This window comes from Candidatus Palauibacter sp. (assembly GCF_965208055.1).
In the GTDB taxonomy this organism is placed as follows: domain Bacteria; phylum Gemmatimonadota; class Gemmatimonadetes; order Palauibacterales; family Palauibacteraceae; genus Palauibacter.
Window position 1 is genome coordinate 1,549,356 of sequence record NZ_CBDBNY010000004.1, and the last position, 15,494, is coordinate 1,564,849.

At 68.4% G+C, this 15,494-nt stretch carries 15 protein-coding genes; 9 read left to right on the forward strand and 6 right to left on the reverse strand.

Annotation, left to right across the window (positions count from 1 at the left end):
• Positions 1 to 56: 56 nt before the first annotated feature.
• Positions 57 to 1,217: an IS30 family transposase gene (locus ACOGXI_RS07060; RefSeq protein ID WP_419938162.1), complete on the reverse strand. Its 1,161-nt coding sequence runs from the start codon at positions 1,215 to 1,217 to the stop codon at positions 57 to 59.
• Between the two features lie 531 nt (positions 1,218 to 1,748).
• Positions 1,749 to 2,543: a hypothetical protein gene (locus tag ACOGXI_RS07065; protein WP_419938163.1), complete on the reverse strand. Its 795-nt coding sequence runs from the start codon at positions 2,541 to 2,543 to the stop codon at positions 1,749 to 1,751.
• A gap of 359 nt (positions 2,544 to 2,902) precedes the next feature.
• Between ACOGXI_RS07065 and ACOGXI_RS07070 the strand changes: the two genes are divergently transcribed.
• From ACOGXI_RS07070 to ACOGXI_RS07100, 7 genes are all read left to right on the forward strand, one after another.
• Positions 2,903 to 3,208: a hypothetical protein gene (locus ACOGXI_RS07070; RefSeq protein ID WP_419938164.1), complete on the forward strand. Its 306-nt coding sequence runs from the start codon at positions 2,903 to 2,905 to the stop codon at positions 3,206 to 3,208.
• 128 nt (positions 3,209 to 3,336) lie between these two features.
• Positions 3,337 to 3,621 carry a hypothetical protein gene (locus tag ACOGXI_RS07075; RefSeq protein WP_419938165.1) on the forward strand — a complete coding sequence of 95 codons (285 nt, stop codon included), beginning with the start codon at positions 3,337 to 3,339 and terminating at the stop codon, positions 3,619 to 3,621.
• A gap of 108 nt (positions 3,622 to 3,729) precedes the next feature.
• Positions 3,730 to 7,113: a WD40/YVTN/BNR-like repeat-containing protein gene (locus tag ACOGXI_RS07080; protein ID WP_419938166.1), complete on the forward strand. Its 3,384-nt coding sequence runs from the start codon at positions 3,730 to 3,732 to the stop codon at positions 7,111 to 7,113.
• A gap of 21 nt (positions 7,114 to 7,134) precedes the next feature.
• Positions 7,135 to 7,641, forward strand: coding sequence for a hypothetical protein (locus ACOGXI_RS07085; protein ID WP_419938167.1), 507 nt, complete (start codon positions 7,135 to 7,137; stop codon positions 7,639 to 7,641).
• Between the two features lie 32 nt (positions 7,642 to 7,673).
• A complete protein-coding gene (locus ACOGXI_RS07090) occupies positions 7,674 to 7,967 on the forward strand; it encodes a type II toxin-antitoxin system Phd/YefM family antitoxin (protein WP_419938168.1) in 294 nt (97 codons plus the stop codon).
• Positions 7,964 to 8,350, forward strand: coding sequence for a PIN domain-containing protein (locus ACOGXI_RS07095; protein WP_419938169.1), 387 nt, complete (start codon positions 7,964 to 7,966; stop codon positions 8,348 to 8,350). Before ACOGXI_RS07090 ends, ACOGXI_RS07095 begins: the two co-directional genes overlap by 4 nt.
• Positions 8,350 to 9,054 carry a hypothetical protein gene (locus tag ACOGXI_RS07100; RefSeq protein ID WP_419938170.1) on the forward strand — a complete coding sequence of 235 codons (705 nt, stop codon included), beginning with the start codon at positions 8,350 to 8,352 and terminating at the stop codon, positions 9,052 to 9,054. The genes ACOGXI_RS07095 and ACOGXI_RS07100 overlap by 1 nt, the downstream gene beginning before the upstream one ends.
• Here the strand turns inward: ACOGXI_RS07100 and ACOGXI_RS07105 are convergent.
• The 4 genes from ACOGXI_RS07105 to ACOGXI_RS07120 form a co-directional block, all read right to left on the reverse strand.
• Positions 8,966 to 10,348 (reverse strand): 1-acyl-sn-glycerol-3-phosphate acyltransferase, encoded by a 1,383-nt coding sequence (locus ACOGXI_RS07105; protein ID WP_419938171.1) that lies wholly within the window; start codon positions 10,346 to 10,348, stop codon positions 8,966 to 8,968. The two genes, ACOGXI_RS07100 and ACOGXI_RS07105, sit on opposite strands and share 89 nt — an antisense overlap.
• A 296-nt stretch (positions 10,349 to 10,644) precedes the next feature.
• Entirely contained in the window at positions 10,645 to 10,926 is a 282-nt protein-coding gene (locus ACOGXI_RS07110; RefSeq protein WP_419938172.1) for a hypothetical protein, read from the reverse strand.
• A gap of 91 nt (positions 10,927 to 11,017) precedes the next feature.
• Positions 11,018 to 12,562, reverse strand: coding sequence for a B12-binding domain-containing radical SAM protein (locus tag ACOGXI_RS07115; RefSeq protein ID WP_419938173.1), 1,545 nt, complete (start codon positions 12,560 to 12,562; stop codon positions 11,018 to 11,020).
• Positions 12,563 to 12,704: 142 nt separating this feature from the next.
• A complete protein-coding gene (locus ACOGXI_RS07120) occupies positions 12,705 to 13,283 on the reverse strand; it encodes a hypothetical protein (protein WP_419938174.1) in 579 nt (192 codons plus the stop codon).
• 183 nt (positions 13,284 to 13,466) lie between these two features.
• On the opposite strand from ACOGXI_RS07120, the gene ACOGXI_RS07125 reads away from it, so the two are divergent.
• Both ACOGXI_RS07125 and ACOGXI_RS07130 read left to right on the forward strand, forming a co-directional pair.
• Entirely contained in the window at positions 13,467 to 13,907 is a 441-nt protein-coding gene (locus ACOGXI_RS07125; protein WP_419938175.1) for an SRPBCC family protein, read from the forward strand.
• 68 nt (positions 13,908 to 13,975) lie between these two features.
• Complete coding sequence (locus ACOGXI_RS07130; protein WP_419938176.1) at positions 13,976 to 15,424, forward strand: hypothetical protein; 1,449 nt, start codon at positions 13,976 to 13,978, stop codon at positions 15,422 to 15,424.
• Positions 15,425 to 15,494: the final 70 nt, after the last annotated feature.

A 15,494-nucleotide genomic window follows, 5' to 3' on the forward strand; every position in this document is an offset into this window, starting at 1 on the left:
GTGCAGAGCCGCCAGCACGTCCACGTCGTAGTGGGGATGGACTTACCCCGGCGGTCTCAAGCGGTCAACGCAACGGTCCCGGCGAAGACCTCACATGGTTTCAGCCAGTCGAGGGTTTGTCGAGGGCGACCATTGAGTTGCCGGGCGACGGCATCGAGGTCCGCCTGCGAGTGCGCGGAGAGATCGGTGCCCTTGGGGAAGTACCGGCGGAGCAGGCCGTTGGTGTTCTCGCTGGTCCCGCGCTGCCAGGGGCTGCGCGGATCGCAGAAGTAGACCGACACGCCGCTCTCGATGCTGAAGCGGACGTGCTCGGCCATCTCCTTGCCCTGGTCCCAGGTGAGCGAACGCCTGAGCTGCTCCGGCAGCGTGATCATCCGCTCGACCAGCGCGCGGCGCACATGCGGGGCGGTCCGCCCGCCGGGAAGGTGCAGAAGGAGCGCGTAGCGGCTGCGGCGCTCGACGAGGACGCCGATGGCGGATCGTCCCAGCTTGCCGAGGATCAGGTCCCCTTCCCAGTGGCCCGGCACGGCCCGGTCCGCGGCCTCGGCGGGCCGCTCGGAGATGGAGACCATGTCCTTCAGCCGCCCCTCTCCGGGCCTGTGCCTCGGGGATCGTCGTCGCGTACGGCCGGTGCGCAGGCAGGCCGTGAGTTCCTTTCCGAGCGCGCCCCGCGTCTGCACGTACAGCGACTGGTAGATCGTCTCGTGAGACACGCGCATCTCAGGATCCGAGGGACGGTCGAGCCGAAGGCGATGGGCAATCCGCTGCGGAGACCAGCGCTCGGCGAGCAGACGCTCCACCTTCCGCCGCAACCGATGGCTTCGAGCGAGCTTCGCCACCTTCGGGCGCCGGGCCTTCCCGGACGCCCGTCGCTCCGCCCTCCACGCCCGGTATCGTTCTCTCGAGCCGTTGGCGGCAACTTCGCGCGAGATCGTCGACGGCGCCCTGCCCAGACGCCCGGCGATCGCCCGGTACGAGTCTCCCGCCGTCAGGCCCCGCGAGATCTCCTCCCGCTCGGCAACCGTAAGGTGGTGCGGCGAACGATTTCGACCCCGGGGCGCGAGTCCGCCGGTGCGTATCAACAGCCGTTGGACCGACTTGGTCGAACACCCGACCGCCGCGGCGATCTCGGCGTGTGTTTGCCCGTTCTTGATCCGGTCCCCGATCTCAAGCCGGTCCGCCTCGCTCAGCCTCCCGTACTTCTCCCGTTGGCGCATCGCATACCTCCCGGCAGTTGAACAGCCGCTGCCAAGATGTTGCGTTCACCGCTTGAGACCGCCGGGGTAAGTCCACTCTTTTTCCTCCCGTGTCTCGCGGGTGTTGGCAGAGAGGGGCACCTCGCCTTCGTGGCAGCCGTTGCCATACACTGCCCGCTTCCCGGCGGTCCTCGCGGGCGCGGCCTCTGCCACCACCGCGCCGCTCGGCGAGCCGCGGCTCGCACGCCAAGGCGCGCCGCCCTTCTTGGACGGAGGCGGGCTCCAGAGATCCTGCGGAACGTTCGCAAGAACTTCCTGGCACCACCCCCCGTCAGGACGAGACGCGGCGCTGGGTTGATTCTGGAGAACACAGCCCCGTGCTGCTTGAGAAACACGGCCCGTCGGAGACGAGATCATCCATGCTAAAAGGGCCGTTCCCAAGACGACAGACTGCGTTGCAACGCCCGTTCACAAACAAGGGTTATTCGCTCGATCCCGGTGAGATCATCGAGGGAAGAGCGCGCAGAAGATCCTGCGGAACGTCTGCGCCGACTAATCCCCTTTGGTTGAGTCGCTCGTAAGGAGTTCGAAGATCGTGATAACCATACCATCGAGATCCTCTTCGATGCCCTCATTGGGTCCCGAACCGACGACGCGCCAGTGCCATCGGCTCCCGTCGCCGACCGCCGGGACAACGCGGAAGTACACCGTCTCGGTGCAACGAGGACTAGCGTGTCGGAAACGTCCGCCCTCCTTCCAAATTCCGACCACGGGGAAGGGCCACGCCGGAGCGGTCGGATCCGGGGCGCGATAGCAATCCACGTACACCGCCGCGCCGGCATAACGGAGCACCAGTCGATCTAGCGAGACTCCCAGCGTTCGGTCGTCATGCTCGAGATCAGCCTCGCACCCGACGAGACGGTTCGCTTCCTCCCGTGCGCCAGCCAAGAGCTGGTCCGCGGCCTTACGTGACGACGCGCTGATCCACTTCTTGTCACTCTCTAGCCTTCGTCGGTTCGCTCGGTCGATGGGGTCTTCCTTGAGACTCGTCATTTCTGAATCCTCCTCTCTTCTGTCAATCCAAACGATGTCCGGAGGTGACCCGAAGCGGGAAACCAACGGCTTGTGGTCGAGCTGCCGGTAGACTTCCGCCGGACCACACCCAATGAGCTCCGCCGCCACCTCCGCCCATTCCGTGGGCAGCGGGTTCTCTCGGAGCACTTGGCTCACCCGGCTAGGTGAGACGTCGAACGCCTCGGCTAGCGTCTTGATGCCCCCCGGAACCGCCGCAAGGAGGATCCGCGCAGGACCGAGTCGATTGAGCGCCTTCCGCTCAATCTTCGTCAAGCCAATCGGCTCATCTTCTTTAATCATGATCTCTAAAGTTATGTAGCGGCACGCCGGCGTCTAGCCCGACAGGTCGCCTGTATCCGCGCGCGAGAGTCAGATGCCTAGGTGTGGGACCCTCTCTCGGCTGCTGCGGAGCGACCGTCAGTCAGCCGTTGGGAGATCAAAGACGCGACGTTTCGGCCCAGCGGTTGCGAGCAGTTGATGCGGTCCCGACGGGGTGGCACGTTGGAACCTCGTTTCGCGGGCGAAGCCAGCTCCGGGCGACGATATCGGCGCCGTCTGCGACGTCGGGACGCGAAGGGAGGGGGTGATACATTACCGAATGGGTGGGCACCGCCATCTCTATCGGCGGAGCGGTGATCGCGTGCGTGTTTGCCGCCGTCCAATGGATCCTGCTGTTGCGCGACGGGAAGATCCGGGACCGGGAGCGCAGGCAGCGTGAACTCGAAGCGAGGATCGATCAGCGCCATCGGGAGATGCAGCGCGAAGTACAGGAGCAGATTCGGCAGGAGATCCGGAACGAATTGAGGTGTCGGCTTCGCCACGAGATCCGCAACGAGGTGGGGAACCTGGAGCGGCGTCTCGGCGGCCGCCTCGATACTCTCACCCGCAGACAAATCGAGAGTCGCCCGACGCGCGGCTATCTGAAGTACGGGGCGTAACCCACTCCCGGGATGATGGCGCGTTGATTGGCGAGCGGAGGTTTGGCGTGAGTCGGGGCCCGCAGGGCCGCGGTCCTCGACCGTACACGAATCTTCCGCGGAGGCCGCGCAGCACCATGGGACCGGACTTGTTTAGCGATATCACGCTGCTGGTGGGCTTGACCGTCGGCGCTACCGCCGCTCTGGCTCGCATCTTGCGCGGCGCCGAGAGCCGCCTGCGCAGGGACTTGAAGGCGGAGATCGCGGACTTGCGCACCGAACTCCGCGGCTTGGAGAAGGGTCTCGGCGATCGCATCGACGCGGTTCGTGACGAACTCGTCGAGACGCGGGTCCCGATGGCCGACCGGGTCGCCCGCATCGAAGGGCGCGTGTTCGGCGTCCCCCTTCCCGGCACCGGGACCGACCCCGCCTGACCTCGGCACGGGTTGCCCGCCTCCCGTCCCCGACCCGACCTTCCCGGGCCACGGATTCCACAGGCGACACTGCCCGATAGCCACCCGCCACCGGCACAAGGTGCGATCATGATCGATTTCGAGAGCTTCCGCGCGAACCCGCGCGCCCGTTGCGGCGCCATCTCCCGCTTCCCGACCCTCCTGCTCGCGGGGATGGCGAGTCTCGGCGCCCTCGGCCTCCCCGGCACCCCCGCGGGTCCCGGGACGCTCGCCGCCCAGGAGGATGACGACGCGGACGACCCGCCCGAACTGAACTCCGGGTTCATCTCGGGGATCGGTTGGCGGAGCATCGGCCCCGCCCTCGCCTCCGGGCGGATCGCGGACATCGCGGTGGATCCGACGGACCGCAGCGTGTGGTACGTCGCGGCCTCCTCCGGGAACCTGTGGAAGACGACGAACGCGGGGACGACCTGGACGCCGATCTTCGACAACTACGGCTCGTATTCCATCGGGGCGATCGCGCTCGATCCCAACGACCATCTCACGCTCTGGGTGGGGACGGGGGAGAACAACGGACAGCGCTCGGTCGGGTACGGGGACGGCGTGTACAAGTCGATCGACGGAGGGCGCTCGTTCCGGAACGTGGGGCTCGAGACCTCCGAGCACATCGGCAAGATCTCGGTCCACCCGGACGACTCCGACGTCGTGTTCGTCGCGGCGCAGGGGCCGCTGTGGAACGCGGGCGGCGAGCGCGGGCTGTACCGGACGACGGACGGGGGCGAGACGTGGGAGCCGGTGCTCGAGATCGACGAGCACACGGGGGTGAACGAGGTCTACTTCGACCCGCGGAACCCGGACGTGATGTACGCGACCTCGTGGCAGCGGCGGCGCCACCAGTGGACGATGATCGACGGCGGGCCGGGCTCGGGGATCCACAAGTCGACCGACGGCGGGAACTCGTGGCGCGAGATCAACCGCGGCCTTCCCTCGGGGGACAAGGGGCGCATCGGGTTCGCGATCTCGCCCCAGAACCCGGACGTCCTGTACGCGATCGTGGAGGCGAGCGGCGACGCGGGCGGCACCTTCCGCTCGGAGAACATGGGGGAGAACTGGTCGCGCACGTCCCGCTACCAGTCGGGCGCGCCGATGTACTACCACGAACTGTACGCGGATCCGCACCGGTTCGACCGCATCTACTCGCTCGACACGTTCGTGCAGATGTCGGAGGATGGCGGGGAGACCTGGGGGCGGCTCCCGACGCAGGGCGTCCACGTCGACCACCACGCGATCGCGTTCGACCCGGACGACCCGGAGCACCTCATCCTCGGCAACGATGGGGGACTGTACGAGACGTGGGACTTCGGCGAGAGCTGGAACTTCTTCAGCAACCTGCCGCTCACCCAGTTCTACAAGGTCGCGACCTCGAACGACGAGCCCTTCTACTACGTGTACGGGGGGACGCAGGACAACAACACGCTCGGCGGCCCCTCGCAGACGGCCGACAACGCGGGGATCCGGAACTCGGACTGGTACGTGACGCTGGGGGGCGACGGCTTCGACCCCGTCATCGACCCCGAGAACCCGGACATCATCTACTCCCAGCTCCAGAACGGCGTGCTGTCGCGCTTCGACCGCGTGTCGAAGGAGCGGCTCGACATCCAGCCGCAGGAGGACGCGGACGGTCCCCCGCTGCGCTGGTACTGGGACGCGGGGCTCCACATGTCCCCGCACGACAACCACCGTCTGTACTACGGGGCGCAGATCCTCTTCCAATCGGACGACCAGGCTTCGACCTGGCGGCCGATCTCGGGCGACCTCACGCGGAACCTCGACCGCAACCAGCTCGAGGTGATGGGCCGGGTGTGGAGCGTGGACGCGGTGGGCAAGAACCGCTCGACCTCGGTGTTCGGGCACATCGTGTCGATCTCAGAGTCGCCGCTCGCCGAGGGGCTCATCTACGTGGGGACGGACGACGGACTCGTGCAGGTGACGGAGGACGGAGGCGAGAACTGGCGCGCGGTGGAGACGTTCCCGGGCGTGCCGGACACGAGCTTCGTCCACGACGTGGAGGCGTCGCTGCACGACCCGAACACCGTGTTCGCGGTCATCAACAACTTCAAGCGCGGGGATTTCCGGCCCTACGTGCTCAAGTCGACCGACCGCGGCGTCACGTGGACCTCGATCTCGGGAGACCTGCCGGAGAACGGGCCCGCGTTCACGATCGTGCAGGACCATGTGGAGCCGGACCTCCTGTTCGTGGGGACGGAGTTCTCGGCCTTCGCGTCGGTGAACGGGGGGGCGTCGTGGCTGGAACTGGGGAGCGGGCTGCCGACGATCCCGGTGCGCGAACTCGAGATCCAGAAGCGGGAGGATGACCTCGTCGCGGCGACGTTCGGGCGCAGCTTCTACGTGGTGGACGACTACACGCCGCTGCGCGAGCTCGCGGCGCGTTCGGACGAGATCCTCGCCTCGGAGGGACACATCTTCGAGGTGAAGGACGGGAAGATGTTCCTGAGGTGGAGCCCGGGCGGGACGAGCGGGTCGGACTTCTACACGGCGGACAACCCGGACTTCGGGGTCACGTTCACCTACTACGTGGGCGAGACGCTGCGCACGCGGGAAGCGGCGCGGCGGGCCGAGGAACGGCGGGCGCAGCGGCGGGGAGACGACACGCCCTATCCGACGTGGGAGGAACTCGAGGCGGAGGACCGGGAGGAGGCGCCGCGGGTGTTCCTCACGATCCGGGACGCGGACGGGAACATCGTGAACACGGTGAACGGGTCGACCTCGCGGGGCATGCGCCGGGCGACGTGGAACTACCGTTATCCGGGCTACAACCCGGTCACGGGCGGCGGGGGGGGCGGGGGCGGCTTCGGGGGGTTCGGCGGCGGCGGCGGCAACGGGCCCATGGCGCTGCCGGGGAGCTACACGGTGTCGCTCTCGCAGCGCGTGGACGGCGGGGTGACCGAGCTGGTCGGACCGACGCCGTTCGAGATCGCGCCCATGGGGGGCTCGGCGATCCCGCCCCAGGACCGGGCGGCCGTGCTCGCCTTCCAGCGCCAGACCGGGGAGCTGCTCCGCGCCGTCTCCGGGACGCAGCGTGTGGCGGCGGCCGCGATGGCCCGCGTGACGGCCATGAAGCAGGCCCTGGACCGCTGGCCGTCAGCCGACCCGACCCTCCGGCAGGAGGCCCGCGCGCTCGAGCTGCGGCTCCTCGACCTCCAGGAAACGCTGAACGGCTCGCGCACGCGGGCCTCCCGCGCCGAGCCGGAGATGCCGGGGATCGTGTCCCGCGTGAACCAGGTCGTGCGCGGCCACTGGAACGGCCTGCACGGCCCCACGCAGACGCACCGCGAGCAGTACCGGATCGCGAACGACGCCTTCACCGCGCTCTATCCCGACATGCGGCAGCTGATCGAGACGGACCTGCCGGCGCTGGAGAGGCGGCTGGAGGATGCCGGGGTGCCGTGGACGACGGGTCGCGCGCTGCCCGACTGGCCGCCGAACGGATAGCGGGGGCGGGGGGGCGCCCGCGTGAAGATTCTCTCGTACCTGTGGAAGACGGTCGGGCCCCGGCGGGTGGGGCTCGTCGTCATGTGCGTGTACGCGGCGTGGCTCGTCTTCTTCTACCGCTACCACTGGGTGGACGGGAGCAACCTCCTCATCCACGAAGCCGGCCACCTCGTCTTCTTCCTGTTCGGGGAAACACTCGGGGTGCTGGCGGGGCCGCTGCTCCAGCTTGCCGTGCCCCTCTACATCACGTTCCGACTATGGCGGCGGGGGGAGGCTGTGCCGGCGGCGGTGAGCGCGCTGTGGTCGGCCGAGAGTCTCATGTACACGGCGGAGTACATGGCCGACGCGAACCGCCTCGCCCTCCCCCTGATCGGGGGTCACCCGCACGATTGGCGCCTCCTCCTCGACCGCGCCGGCGCCCTCGAATCCGCCGAGGAGATCGGCCTCGCGCTCCACCTCCTAGCCAGCGCCGCCGCGCTCGGAGCCGTCTGGTGGACCATCCGCCACGAATCCGAGGCCACCATTTGACGTAAGTCGCTACTGGTAGCTACTTCTAGAACATGAGATCCGTAGGCATCAAGACGCTGAACAGCAAGCTGAGCGAATACGTGCGTCTCGCCGCGGCGGGCGAGACCGTACTCGTCACGGACCGCGACCGCGTGGTCGCGGAGATCGGTCCGCCGCGTGCATCGCGAAGCCCGGTCCTCGCCGACGCCATGCTCGCCGATGCGGTGCGGAAGGGTTGGCTGACGCCCGCTCTCGCCCCGGGTTCCGAGCCTCCCCGAGGCGGGCCGCCGGTTGCCACGCTATCCGAGTTGCTCGATGAACTGGAAGGCCACCGCAGCGATCGGTGATCTACGTCGACACCTCGGTCGCCCTGGCCCACTTGCTCGCCGAAGATCGCCGTCCGGCGACCGCCTTCTGGGCCGAGAACCTCGTCTCCAGCCGCCTTTTGGAGTACGAGATCTGGACAACTCTGCACGCGAGGGAGTTGGCGTCATCGCGGTCGGAGGCCGCACACTCGCTGCTCGCTCGAGTCTCATTGGTGGAGTTGGCGCCGCCCGTGCTAACCCGGGCGCTTAACGCGTTCCCGGTCCCGGTTCGGACCTTGGACGGGCTTCACCTGGCTTCGCTGGAGTTTCTGCGCGGGCGTGGCCAAGCCGTCGAACTTGCCAGCTACGACCAGCGCATGGTTGGCGCCGCCGAAGCCATGGGCATCCCGATCCTGGATCCCTAATGACCCGTCGCGCCGCCAGTGTTTTGCGGTCTGCCCACCTACTCCTGGCATGGTCCCTCAGTGCGGCCGCCGACGCGGCCGACCTCGGAGCGCAGGGAGTCGACCCCGCCGCGTACGAGCACCTGGTCGAACCGCGCATCGTGGAGCGGGCGGACGAGCGGGTGCTGGAAGTGCGCGCCGTCGGCGACCCCGACGAGATCGGCGACGCGGCATTCGGACTCCTCTTCCAACTCTACTTCTCAAGCGGAGCGGCGACCGGAGCGGCGACGGGCTTCACGCCTCCCGTCGCGCGCGCCCGCTGGCAGGACGGGCTCGACCGGATCCCGCGCGGCGAGTGGATCGGCCGCTATGCGCTCCCCATCCCCGAAGCCGTGCACTCGCTGCCGGAGCACACGGCGCCGGACGGCGTGACCGCCTCGATCGCGACGTGGGAATACGGAACCGTTGCCGAGATCCTCCACATCGGCCCCTACGACGCCGAACGGCCAACGATCGAGCGGCTCGGGGCTTTCGTCGAAACGGAAGGCTACGAAACGGTCGGCGGCCACGAGGAGGAGTACGTCCTCGGCCCGACCATGGCCGGACCGGGCGACCCGGACGAGTACCGCACGATCCTCAGGTACGGCGTTCGTCCGACTCCTTCGGGGCGCGCTCCTGCCGTTCTTCCATCCACCGCTTCTCCAGCTGCCGGAAGGTCTCGGTGAGTTCCGCGCGCAGCTCGGCGAACTGCTTGCGGAGCTCCGGGCGGCCCTGGAGCCGCAGAAAGAGGGCGGTGTCCTCGCGGACCTCCTGGGCGAGTTCCACCCACAGCATGGCCGCGAAGCCGCACGCGGGGGCCAGCACGGCCGCCACCGCGGCAAGCGTCCACCCGCCCGCCAGGTAGCCCAGCGCCAGCCACAGGATCCAGGCCGCCAGCGTTCCGCCCAGGAGCGTCGCCAGCTTGATCGTCGCCGTGACCTCGAACTCGGCCTTCGCGCGCCGGACGACGAAGCCGGGAAGCCGGGCTACGGGAACCCAGAGCAGGGATCCGGCGATCGCGAAGGGAAGCCCAAGCGCCAGGAGCGTCCCGCGCACGAGGACGTATCTTGCGACCGGGAAGAACTTGAAACGGCGAGGCACGTCCCCCTCGCCGGCGCGGAGTTCGTCGCTGAGCGCGGCGTACCGCTCCACCTTCTCGATCAGGCGGCGGTGTGCCTCCGGGTGCGATCCGCGGATCCATTCCAGCCCCCGCGCGAAGCGCTGAAGGCGAGGAAACCGCGTACCCAGCGGTTCCCGGACCCGCCACGGGACCCACCGCGACTCGCGCACGTAAAGCTGCTCCGCCACCTCCACGAGGATCCGGTCGCGGTGGCGGTCGAAGTTCAGGGTCTGGCGGCGAATCCCCTGTTCGATCCGGTCAGTGAGCCGGCGCACCGCGGCGACGGGGTTCTCCCGGTACGCATCCCTCAGGTCCGCGCACCCGAACGCCTCGCCGAAGCGCACGGCGACCTCGGTCCTCGCCAACTCCTTGGCCGCATAGGTGATCCCCACGGGAACGATGGACAGCCCGAGCCCCCAGTCGGCCCCCTCCTCCGCCTGCAGCGCGATCCGGGCGGTGCCCGTGCGGAACTCCACCAGGTGCGCCTCGGAGTGGCTCCGGCCCTCGGGATAGATCTGGATTGCGCCACCCCCGCGCAGCGCGTCGACCGCGGACCGAAACATCTGCTCGTTGCGGTGCGTCGCCTCGGGATCGTCCTCCCTCCGGTAGACCGGTATCCCGCCCAGCGCGCGCAGCACCGGACCCAGAAGGGCCCTGTCGAAGAGGGGCGCGCGACCCAGCGGCCGCGTGATGCGGTCGCTGCAGCGGAAGATCAGCAGCGCGTCGACCAGGCTGTTGGGGTGGTTGGCCGCCACGATCAGCGGCCCTTCGGGGAGTGGAGGCCCGTGTCGGCCGACGCGATAGAAAAGCGCGGCCGCAGTGCCGGTTATGCCGGCGAGCAGCCTGGGTATCCGATCCAAGTCTTCGCCTCCACCCACGGTCGCGAACCTCGGGAAGCTATCCTGGCTCCCTCTCCCGCACTTCGCCACGGGTCCGCCGACGTGGCTGCAACCTGAGGTGCCCGGGGGTTCCCGGGAGTCCCTGTGAAGCGTTGGGCCGATTCAAGATTGAACTTTCAATTGGCCCAAGCCGATGCAGGGGCGCTGACTCCTCCCACGGCTGACTCCTCCCATGAGTGCTTGAGCTCTCGCGCCGTTGCTCAGGCGGACCGCGGCGACCCATCCCCGTTGTGACGCTGCCGTGAGGACCTTGCAACCTAGCGGCGCGCGGCCCGCAGATAGCGGCGGCCGAGGCGAGCCATGCGCTCGTCCCCCAGTCCCTCCGCCTCGCGGATCAGATCCTCAACGTGCGGGGCCAGCGCCGGATCGCCCCAATCGCAGCCGGTCGCCGTCTCCGCGCTCCGCGTGTTGCCGATGTGGGCGCCCTCGAGGAGAGCGCGCGCCGCAGCGGCGTCGAAGCGGGGCGACTCACGCGATGGAAGGCCGTACCGAGGCTCGGGTTCGTGAACGGCGTCTTCGTTGACGAATGCGCGTGACATGACGTGTCGATGTGTGCCGATCTGCCCTCAAGCCGCACGTGCCGGCGCCCCGGGCCGACCCGGGCCAGGCCGATCCGGTGCGGTCAGCCCGTCAGTGGACGAGCGCCCCGGCCCGCGCCTGCACCGGCGGCTTGCCCCCGGTGCTCTTGATGTACGCGTAGGGGTCGTGTTCGATCGCGCCTTCGGGAAGAAACTCCCACAGCGGTCCCAGATCGTGCTTCACCCGGTCGATGTAGAACTGCGGCAGTTCCTGCGTCTCCCCCTCGAAGTAGTCCCGAAACTTCCGGTCCGACTTGAGCTTGTCGCGCACGGTCGTGTAGTACGCGATCCTCCCGTTCCCCTCCGACGAGAGGGCTCGCACCGCGTTCAGCAGTCTCGGGATCCCGCCCCGGTTGGCCCGGAGCCGACGCCAGACCGCCCGCTTCGAGAAGCTGTACTGCGTGAGGTCGATCACGCGGTCGTAGAACTCGATCCACTCGTAGTTCTTCGGCTTGAGGTTCATCGCGTGATTGTTGTTGAGGAAGTGGAACGGGAAGCCGAGCACCCGCCCTTCCTGCTGGTACTCGAGGTTGAGCGGCGCCGCCTCTCCGAACGACGTCAGCAGCGAGTAGCCGGGGAAGGCGGCGGGTGAGGCGTCCAGGAATCGCTTCGTGAGTTCGAAGGGCTCGGGGCCTTCGTCGCAGTCGAGACCCATGACGAAATTGGTCTGCAGATAGGGGATGTAGCTGGTGATGAGATTCGAGTGTTCGGACACCTGCCGAACCTTCTCGATGCCGTGACGGTTCCGCGACTTCGACTTGTTCCCCAGCATGTACCACGACTCGATGCCGGGGAGCATCGCGCGGAAACCGGCCTTCGCGAGGCGCTTGAGCCGCGGCTCGGGCAGGAGCGAGAGGCTGCTTTCCGCGATGAACTCGATCGTCCCGGGAGGGACGGCCTCCTCGATGGCCCCCAGCACGTCGTCGAACCGGACCCCGAAGTTGGGGTCGTGCCAGCCGACGATCGGGCGCTTCATCTTCTTCGCGAGAAAGCGGAGGTCGTCCCGCATCTCGTCGAAGTCGAGCGGCTGGTAGGGGATGACCGAATCGATGCAGAAGCTGCACGTGTACGGGCACCCGAGGCTGCCGAGCATCGGGACGATCTTGAACAGCGGCGCCTTCTCGAGCGTCGCCTCGATGAACTTCCAGCGCGCGCGCACCCCGGGCAGCGAGAGCGGCTGCGTCTCGGCGGTCACGTGGCGGCCGAGCGGGCGCTGCGGCTGGCAGTCGTCCAGGACTCCGTTGAGCGTCTCCTTGTCCGTGAATCCGAACACGTAGTCGAAGTACTTCTGCGCATCCTGGGGATAACAGCGGGCGTGCGGGCCCCCGATGCAGGTGACGGCGCCCCGGCGGCGGAACATCTCGCTGATCGCGTAGGCGAGTTGGGCTCCCTGCGAGAAAGCGCTCACGAAGAGCAGGTCGATGTCCTGCGGGAGTTCCTCGACGAGGTCCTCGAAGCCGGTGTAGCAGACGAGGCTCACATCATGCCCGGCTTCCTCGCACCACGCGCCGAGAACCTGCGGCATGATGCTCGCGAGGTTCGCGTGCATCACCTTGGCGTACAGTGCCTTCGTGGGTCCCTTCGAAACGAGGTCCACGATACCTACGCGGAGCTTGCGCAACGGCGATCCTCTCGGAATGGGTGCACGCGTAGCCGGGTCAGTGCACCGCGGAATCGCGTAACTTAGGTCTCCGCCGCGCCCGGCGGCAATCGACTAGCGGGGTTCCTGTCACGGCCCGCTAGCACGAATCCGCGTTGACGCGCACGTATTCGCGCACGAACTCGTCCAGCATCCTGGCCACCAGGTTCGTGACGGGATCCCCGTCGCGTCCGAGATAGAAGCCGATTCCCTGCTGCGGCGTTTCCCACGTCGGCGCCCAGTTCAGCCAGTCCGGCGCGGCGCCCGCGGAACCCGCCGGGAGGCGCCCGGCCTCTACCGTCCGAGGGTCGCTCTGATGGTCGTAAAGGAGCTTCAGGAGACGCAAACGGATGACGTAGACCGTCACGATGGCGCTCGCGGAAAGTCTCTGTGCGCTGACGAAGACGGACAGTTGGAGCGTGGAGGACCCGCCCGGCGAGCCGGCGAGAGCGAGGATGCCGGCCGCCTGCAGCCGGCTCGTCGCCATGCTCTCCACGGAGGGGGTCGTGATGCCGGCCGGGCCGCCGGTGTTCGTGACGAAGACCTCCACCGGAATGGGGCGGCAGGCGGTAAACAGGGCAAACCGGTCCCGGTTCGAGGGAGATCCCTGGGCGGCCGCTTCGGCAGGCGCCCACAGACCGAAGACGACGGCTGGAAGGAGCAGCTTCCGGGAAATCACGAACGATTCACGATCGAGGGAGTATCCTTGCCCGACGAGTCGCCAACCATCTACGAATGGACAACCTGATCCCGCGGGTTCCCTTTGCGCCAGCTTCGCCGCAGAATCTCGGCGCGGGACTCCACCCGGGATTCCGCCCGGGATCTTGCGCCGGATCCGCCCCAAACTCCGAGGAGACTTCAGATGACGGCTTCCGCCGATCGACGCTGCCGCGTCCGGAGAGTGATCCCCGCGCCTCGCGAGGCGGTGTTCCGGGCCTGGACCGAACCGGACCGGATCCGGCAGTGGTCCTGCCCTCCGGGCGCGACGATCCGTGAATCGGAGGTCGATCTTGTGCCCGGCGGGGCCTACCGCCTTCTCATCGAGGCGGAAGCGGGAACGCTTCATACGGCGTTCGGAGTGTACCGCGAGATCGCCTCTCCGAGCCGGCTCGTGTATACCTGGGACTGGGAAGAGCGCGAAGCCGCGGTCGGCGAGACGCTCGTCACGGTCGAGTTCCGGGACGACGGAGCGTCGACCGAAGTCGTCGTCGCGCATGAAGGCTTCCCCGCCGCCGAGGCCGCCGAGGGACACCGCCTCGGGTGGACGTGGTCGCTCGAGCGCCTCGAGGATCTCTTCCGCTGACCGCCTCCACGGACCTTTCCCCCCGCCGGATCTTCGCCTTCTGGGCTCCGCTGGCCGCTACATGGTTGATGATGGCCGTCGAGGGACCCTACCTGGCGGCGGTCGTAGCGCGGCTGCCGGAGCCCACGCTGGGGCTGGCGGCGTACGGCGTCGCGATCGCACTCGCGGTGCTGGTGGAGGCGCCGGTCATCATGCTGCTGAGCGCCTCCACGGCCCTCGTGGAGGACGCCGTCTCCTACCGTCGACTGCGGACGTTCGCGCACGGGCTGAACGCCTTCTCCACGCTGATGCTGCTCGCCGTGCTCGTGCCGTCGGTGCACCGCGGGCTCATGCTGGGGGTGCTCGGGCTTCCCGAGGACCTCGCGAACCTGACGTACGGGGCGCTGTGGTGCTTCCTGCCCTGGCCGGCGGCCATCGGCTACCGGCGCTTCTGGCAGGGCGTGCTCATCCGCTCCGGGCGAACGCGGCTCGTGGCGGGGGGGACGATCGTGCGGCTCGTCTCGATGTCGGTGGCCGCGCTCGCCCTCGCCCTCGCCACGGATCTCCCCGGCGCCGCCGTCGGAGCCTCCGCGCTCTCGTTCGGCGTGGTGATGGAAGCGGCGGTGGCGCGCTGGATGGCCCGCGACGCCATCGGCGCCCTGCTCGTCCCGGCGGGCGGGCGGGCGGGCGATGCGGCGGATGCGGCGGACCCGGCAGATCCGGCAGACCCGGTGACGGTCTCGGCGGACCCCCACGACATCGCGGAGATCGGCCGCGTGGGCGTCTCGACCGCCGATCCGGAGTCCGGCGCGGGGACCGAAGGCGGCGAACTGCGCTTCGGTGAAATCGGACGCTTCTACGTTCCCCTGATGCTCACATCGCTGATCGGGATCGCGATCCAGCCGATGCTCACCTTCTTCATGGGTCGTGCCGCGTCGCCGGTCGAGTCGCTCGCCGTGTTCCCGGTCGTACACTCGCTCGGGTTCATCTTCCGCTCCGTGGGTCTCAGCTTCCAGGATGCGGTCATCGCCCTGCTGGGCCGAAAAGACGAGGGCTACGAGGCGATCCGCCGCTTCGCGCTCGGCCTCGGCGCGACGCTGTCCGGCATCCTCGCGCTCCTCGCGTTCACGCCCCTCTCCCACCTCTGGTTCGTCCACGTGTCCGGCCTCACGCCCGAACTCGCCTCCTTCGCGATTCCGGCCGCCCGGGTGCTGACTCCCGTCCCCTTCCTCGGCGTCCTCCTCTCGCTCCAACGGGGCACGCTGATCCGGCACCGGACGACGGGTCCGATCATCATCGGGACCGCGGCGGAGATCTCGGCCGTGGCCATCGTCTTCGTCGCCGTCGGCTGGGGGCTGGGCTGGGTCGGCGCCACCGCCGCCTTCACCGGCTTTCTGGTGGGCCGTCTGATGGCCAATATCTACCTGACGCCCAAGGTGCGGGCGGCGAGGCGGACAGCAGTCGGCGCCGGGACGGACGGAAAGTCCGGGACACCCCGGGAATCAACGGATTCGCGGCATCGGGGGTCATCTGAATAGCGTGCGAGGCCGGCTGGACACGAGGGGTCGGCGGCTTCCGGTGACAGTGCCCGGTGACAGTGATCGGAGA

What these genes read in the sequence shown, in the direction of transcription:
- ACOGXI_RS07060 (WP_419938162.1), bottom strand. Translation starts at nt 1,217, where the DNA reads ATGCGCCAACGGGAGAAGTACGGGAGGCTGAGCGAGGCGGACCGGCTT.
- ACOGXI_RS07080 (WP_419938166.1), top strand. Translation starts at nt 3,730, where the DNA reads ATGATCGATTTCGAGAGCTTCCGCGCGAACCCGCGCGCCCGTTGCGGC.
- ACOGXI_RS07090 (WP_419938168.1), top strand. Translation starts at nt 7,674, where the DNA reads ATGAGATCCGTAGGCATCAAGACGCTGAACAGCAAGCTGAGCGAATAC.
- ACOGXI_RS07100 (WP_419938170.1), top strand. Translation starts at nt 8,350, where the DNA reads ATGACCCGTCGCGCCGCCAGTGTTTTGCGGTCTGCCCACCTACTCCTG.
- ACOGXI_RS07110 (WP_419938172.1), bottom strand. Translation starts at nt 10,926, where the DNA reads ATGTCACGCGCATTCGTCAACGAAGACGCCGTTCACGAACCCGAGCCT.
- ACOGXI_RS07125 (WP_419938175.1), top strand. Translation starts at nt 13,467, where the DNA reads ATGACGGCTTCCGCCGATCGACGCTGCCGCGTCCGGAGAGTGATCCCC.
- ACOGXI_RS07130 (WP_419938176.1), top strand. Translation starts at nt 13,976, where the DNA reads ATGATGGCCGTCGAGGGACCCTACCTGGCGGCGGTCGTAGCGCGGCTG.